This is a genomic window from Kitasatospora sp. NPDC057692, assembly GCF_042799475.1.
Taxonomy (GTDB): Bacteria; Actinomycetota; Actinomycetes; order Streptomycetales; family Streptomycetaceae; genus Kitasatospora.
In genome coordinates, this window is sequence record NZ_JBHVIV010000177.1 from 1 (window position 1) to 5,578 (window position 5,578).

Below are 5,578 nucleotides of genomic sequence, written 5' to 3' on the forward strand. Positions count from 1 at the left end.
GTTCAGCCGAGCGCGGCCGGACTGCGCGGCCCGGCGGCGGCCCGCGGCCCGGCGCCGGCGCCGGCGGGGGCAGCGGCAGGGGCGGCCGACACCGGTCGGGACACCGCCGGGAGCCGCGGGCGCAGCAGCAGCGCGGGCGGCACCTGATCGGGGAAGCCCAGGCGGAGCAGCCCGTGGCCGATCCCGGCCAGCCCGGTGAGCAGCCCGGGGTGGGGGACCTGGTCGGGGGTGCCCGAGCGCGGGCCGTCCTGGTCGACGGCGGCCAGCAGCGCCCCGGCCCGGCGGACCCACGGGGTGCGGCCGGCGGCCGGCCCGTGCCGGCCGAGCAGCTCCAGTACGCCCAACTCGCCGTGGCAGAGGCTGTGGTCGCCCAGCGGCGCGGCGCGGGCGGTGTTCCGGACGGCGCGCTGGGCCCAGTCGGCGAGCCGCCGGTCGGCGAGTGCCAACGGGCTGTCCACGACGGCGAGCGCGATGCCGGGGCGGCCCCGGCACCAGGAGCCCTCGCGGGAGCGGACGGCGGTGGCGGTCCGCAGGGCGGCCAGCCCGGCCCGGTGGTGCGGGCCCTCGGGGGGTTCGCCGACGGCCTCGGCGTAGCGCAGCAGGGCCCAGCCGACGCCGGCCGAGCCGTGCGCGAACCCGGTGGCGGCGGTGGCGGGGTGGGCGGCGAGCCGCTCGGCGCAGCGGCCGGCGGCGGTCAGCGCGGCGGCGGCCGTGGCCCGTCCGGCGGGCCCGTGCGCGGCGGTGCCGTCGGCGCCCGCCGCGTGCACGGCGAGCAGCGCGGCCAGCCCGCCCGCGGTGCCGCTGTGCACACCGGGGTCGTCCTCCCGCTCGGCGGCGGCCGCCGTCAGCGCCACCGCCGGGCCGCTCCACGAGGCGACCGGCGGATCGTCGAGCAGCCGGGCGAGTTCGGTCAGTGCGTAGGCGATGCCGCCGAGGCCGGTGTACCCGCCGGAGCCGACGGCGGCCGGGTGGTCGGGGTGGGCGGCGAGCGAGTCCAGCAGCCCGGGGACGGGCACCAGCGCCCGCCGGGCGACCTCGGCGTAGCGCTCGGTCCCGGTGAGCGCGGCGAGCTGGGCGAGGAACAGCGCCGTGCCGGTGTAGCCGCCGGCCAGGTCCGCGCCGAGCGGCCGCACCCGCCAGTAGCGGTCGGCGAGCAGCTCCATTCCGAGCCAGTTGGTGCGGGAGCGGCCCTGGTAGGCGGCGGCGACGAGCTGGTCGCCCACACCCCGGGCGGCGGCCAGCAGCCGTTCCGGTTCGGGGGCGGTGGCCCAGACGTTCTCGGGGCCCGGACGGCCGGGCCGGTGCGCGGGGGTTCCGGCGGCGCCCGCCATGGCCGCGCGGACGATCCACTCCTGGTCCTTGCGGTCGACGGCGCCGAGCGCGGCGAGCTTGACCTCGGCCCGGGCCAGCCCCGCCTCGGCCAGTTCGTTGGGCAGCCGGCGCGCGTCGGAGGTCCACAGGTCGCGCGAGCCGGGCCGGGTGGTGAACAGCGGGACGTCGCCCGACCACAGGTCGGCGACCTCGTGGCCGGCCAGCCCGGGGTGCCCCGGGTCGTCGACCGCGTCCGTGCGCAGCAGGTCGAGCACGGCCTGCCGGGCGCCCGCCTCGCGCAGCACGTCCGGGTGGGTGGACTCGTCGAGCAGCCGGGCGTAGACCCGGGTGGCCCGCGGCACCACCCGCACCTCGGCGTCCGCGAAGCAGCGCAGCAGGCCGCGCGGGCCGGTGAGTTCGTCCCGGCCCTCGGCGAGCGCGGCGTACCCGGCGCGGAAGCCGGCCACCAGCGCCTCGGTGTGCTCGGCGGGTTCGACCGGCGCGCCGCCCAGCTTGGGCCGGTTGTGCGCCTCGCCGAACGGCCGGGGGCGGCGCACCAAGCGCATCTCGTCGGTGCCGGCGGCCGCCCAGTCCACGCCGTCGACCGGGGACAGCCGCCGCCCGGTGCAGCCACCGCCGATGCCGGAGACGTCCACGGCGCCGTCGTCGCCGATCAGCAGCTGCGGCAGCAGGCCGACCCGGTGGACGGACTCGGCGAGCGCGCGGGCCGCCGGGTCCCCGGCGAACCCGGCGCCGGAGCCGGGGACGGCCGGGTGGAACAGCGTCTCGACGTCCACCAGCACCGGTTGGTCCCCGCAGGCGACCAGGTTCTCGAAGTGCAGGTCGGTGCCGTCCAGGACGTGCAGCAGGGCGAGCAGCGCGCCCAGCCGGCGGTAGAAGCGCTCGACTTCGTAGCGGGTCAGGCAGGGACGGGCCTCGGCGTACTCGACCCAGCCGTGGGAGCCCCGGTCGAGCACGCCCAGCGCGCGCAGCCGGGGCACCCCGGGCCGTCCGCCGTACCAGCCGAGCAGCGTGTTGAAGTGCCGGTGCGCGGCGGTCGGCCGGGGCCGGTGGACGACGGCGGCGCCGTTGGCGAAGTGCAGCACGGCGACCGCCCGGCCGCGCCGGTGGCGGTCGCCCGCGTCGGCGGTGACGGCGACCAGCGCGCCCGGGTCGCGGCCGCGCAGCAGGCCGGCGACCAGCAGCGGACGGTCGGCGGTGAACCGGTCGAGCAGCTCGGCGTGGGCGTCGGCGGCGTCCAGGCAGGCGCGGGCCAGCACCCGGGCCAGTACGGGGTAGTCGCGCAGCAGCGCGGCCAGGCCCTCGCGGCGGGCGGTGAGCGCGAGGAACGAGCGGAACCGCTCCTGCGGGGTGCCGCCGGCCAGCCGCCCGGCTCCGCGCGCGGTGTGGAGCTCCAGGACGAGGGTGCGCGCGGCGATCCGGGCCAGCCGCTCGGTCAGCCGGGCGGTGAACTCGGCGCGCAGGGCGGCCAGGTCGATCCGGCCCAGCTGGTCGGCGGCGCGCACGGCGGGCGACAGCGAGGTCAGCAGCCGCACCTGCGCCCGGTCGGCGAAGGGCTGCAGGACGAGCGCGAAGCCGCTCAGGCCCGGGTAGGCGGCGCGCGGCACCATCGGGCGCACCGGTGCGGCGGCCACCGCGGCCTCGGTGAAGGCGGCCCAGTCCGGGCGGACGGCCGGGACCGGCCGGCCCGGTGTCAAGCCCCGCTCCCACCACGGGGGGCCGCCGGCACGGGGGGACCGGAGGCGACCGGGGTGGGAGCGGGGAGCCTGGGGGGCGGGGTGGAGCCGCTGCGGGTCCGGCGGCCCGGACGGGCCGGGGCGCGCGGATCCCGCGGATGGTGCGGGTGGTGCGGTCGGTGCTGCGGGGAAGTCGCCGGGCATCGGAGTGTGCGGGAACGGTGTGGTCGAGGGGACCGGCGCGGCGACCGGGCCCTGAACCGGTCCTGCGCCCCCGTCGAGGCGCGTGCTGCGCACGGCGTCCACCTCTGCCACCACCGCACCTCCGATGCCGGGAGAGAGCCGCGCTGCCGTCGAAGGCGCTGCCCTCGTCGCTGATCCTGTCGCCGGTGCGGCCGTCGGGGCATGGGGGACGGGCCCCCATCTTTGTGACGGTCGGCCCGCACGATCCGCCGTGCCCCCGTCCATCGGCGGGGGCGGGCCCACCCCGGGTCCTACCCGCGGGTGAGCGGCAGTCGGGTGGACACCGCGGGGCGGCCGTTCACGGTGGGCACCGCGGGCTCCCGCGCGTCGACCGGCCCGAACGCGGCGAACAGCCCGTCCGGCCGCGCCCGGGGCGTGGTGACGGCGGACCGCGCCGCCGCTCGTCGTGAGGACCGCGAAGCCGCCGGGGTGCGGCACCCGGTGCGGTTCGGCGACCGGCGGGCGCGGGCGGGCGGTTCGGGCGCCGGGTCCGCGCCCTCGACGTCGGTGAAGCCCGGTGCGGAGGGGGCGCCGGCCGGCCGGACGCAACCGCACCCGGGGCCGGGGAGGGCGGCGCCCCGGCCGGGGCCCGCCGTCCAGGCGTGGTGCAGGCGATGGCCGGTGGTCCCGGTGGTTCCGGTGGAGTTCCGGTGCGCGGACCGGTCGTCAGGGGCCGACATGGGCCGATGATGCCACGGGTGAACGGCTGCCGCGCGGCCGGGGTGCACCGGGGGCGGCGGGGCCGGTGGGCGCGGTCCGATGGGGCCGTTCGGCCCTTGTGAGCGCGGTGCCGGGGAGGGATGGTGATCGCCGCGTCGCAGTGCGGGGCCGCCGGGGGCGGGTCGGCGCGGCAGGACCAGAGTGTGGCGGAACGGGAAGAGGCCTGAGGTGGGCGAGTTGGTCACGGTGCGGGTGTGCGAGGGGATTTCGCGGGGCTTCGCGGCCGATGCGAGAGCCCGGATCGCCGCTGTGGTGGGAGGGGCGGACGCCCTCGTGGAGTCGCTGCGGGTACGGGTCGGGACGGTCGGCGCCGCACCCTCCGCCGGCGGACCGGACCGGGCCGGCGTGCTGACCCAGGTCAACGCCGAGGTGGACGGCCGGCGGATCCGCGTCCAGGAGGCCGCGGCCGACCTCGGCGAGGCGCTGGACCGGCTCGCCGACGGGCTGCGCGCCCGGATGACCGCCGCCGCCTCGGGCTGGACGCCCCGGCCGTGGCCGCGCCGGGCCCGTACCCGGGCCCTGCTGCCGGTGGTCGGCTCCGGGGCGCCGGCGGCCGCGGAGGCCGCCGGCGCGCGGGTCGGACTCCCGTCCCCCGCCTGGCCGCAGTCCATCGTGCGGCGCAAGCAGGCCCAGCTGGTCTGGTGCTCGCCGGACGCCGCGGCCCGCACGATGGACGCGATGGACTACGACATCCACCTGTTCACCGACCCGGCGACCGAGACCGACGCGGTGGTCTACCGGGTCGGCCCGACCGGCTACCGGCTGGCCCGTACGGTGCCGGCCGGACCGCCCACCGGCCCGGCCGTTCCGCTGACCCTCAGCCCTTGCGGCGCACCGGAGTTGACGGAGGACCGGGCCGTCGAGCGGCTGATCGCCGCCGACCTGCCCTACCTGTTCTTCGCCCAGCCGGGCTCCGGCCGCGGCCGGGTGCTCTACCGGCGCTTCGACGGCGGCCTCGGCCTGATCGCGGCCGCCTCGTGAGCGACGACGCCTTCCGCCGCCGGCTGCGTGCCCGGCGCCGCTCGGGCAGCGCGGTGCCGACGCCCCGCCGCTCCGGGGAGGTGGCGGGCCGGCGGCCGCCCGCCGGGGCGCCGCCGCGCGAACTGGTGCCGCTGGAACGCGGCGAGGCGCTGCGGCTGCTGGGCGGCGCGCCGTTCGGCCGGATCGTGTTCACGGTCCGGGCGCTGCCCGCGATCAGACCCGTCAACCACCTGTTCGTCGACGACACCATCGTGATCCGCACCCACGACGGCGCCGCGCTGACCGCGGCCACGCTGGGCAGCGAGGACACCGGGGTGGTGGTCGCCTACGAGGCGGACGCGATCGACCCGGTGACCCGGCTCGGCTGGAGCGTGGTCGTCACCGGCTTCGCCCGGCCGGTCACCGACCCCGCCCGACTGGCGCGCTACCGCGCCCTGTTGAGCCCCTGGGTGAACGCCTCGATGGACCACACGGTGGCCATCCAGCCGGACCTGGTGGCCGGCTACCGGCTCATCGCCGGCACGGCCGCCGCCTCCTGACCGGGGGCCCGCGATCCGCCCCGACGCGGGCCCCGACCCGGGTCCCGGTGGACCGGACGCCCCGCCCGTGAGGGGGGCGTCCGGTCC

4 protein-coding genes are annotated in these 5,578 nt (G+C 79.5%); 2 read left to right on the forward strand and 2 right to left on the reverse strand.

Annotated features, from left to right (window positions below; genetic code table 11):
• Positions 1-2 precede the first annotated feature (2 nt).
• Positions 3-3,029, reverse strand: a complete 3,027-nt coding sequence (locus tag ACFVFS_RS40470) for a type 2 lanthipeptide synthetase LanM family protein (RefSeq protein ID WP_380630121.1) — start codon at positions 3,027-3,029, stop codon at positions 3-5.
• Between the two features lie 473 nt (positions 3,030-3,502).
• Positions 3,503-3,931 carry a hypothetical protein gene (locus ACFVFS_RS40475; protein ID WP_380630122.1) on the reverse strand — a complete coding sequence of 143 codons (429 nt, stop codon included), beginning with the start codon at positions 3,929-3,931 and terminating at the stop codon, positions 3,503-3,505.
• 208 nt (positions 3,932-4,139) lie between these two features.
• On the opposite strand from ACFVFS_RS40475, the gene ACFVFS_RS40480 reads away from it, so the two are divergent.
• Positions 4,140-4,952: a sigma 54 modulation/S30EA ribosomal C-terminal domain-containing protein gene (locus tag ACFVFS_RS40480; protein ID WP_380630123.1), complete on the forward strand. Its 813-nt coding sequence runs from the start codon at positions 4,140-4,142 to the stop codon at positions 4,950-4,952.
• 80 nt (positions 4,953-5,032) lie between these two features.
• On the forward strand, positions 5,033-5,491 hold the full coding sequence (locus ACFVFS_RS40485) for a pyridoxamine 5'-phosphate oxidase family protein (RefSeq protein ID WP_380630124.1): 459 nt from the start codon (positions 5,033-5,035) through the stop codon (positions 5,489-5,491).
• Positions 5,492-5,578: the final 87 nt, after the last annotated feature.

What these genes read in the sequence shown, in the direction of transcription:
- ACFVFS_RS40475 (WP_380630122.1), bottom strand. Translation starts at nt 3,931, where the DNA reads ATGTCGGCCCCTGACGACCGGTCCGCGCACCGGAACTCCACCGGAACC.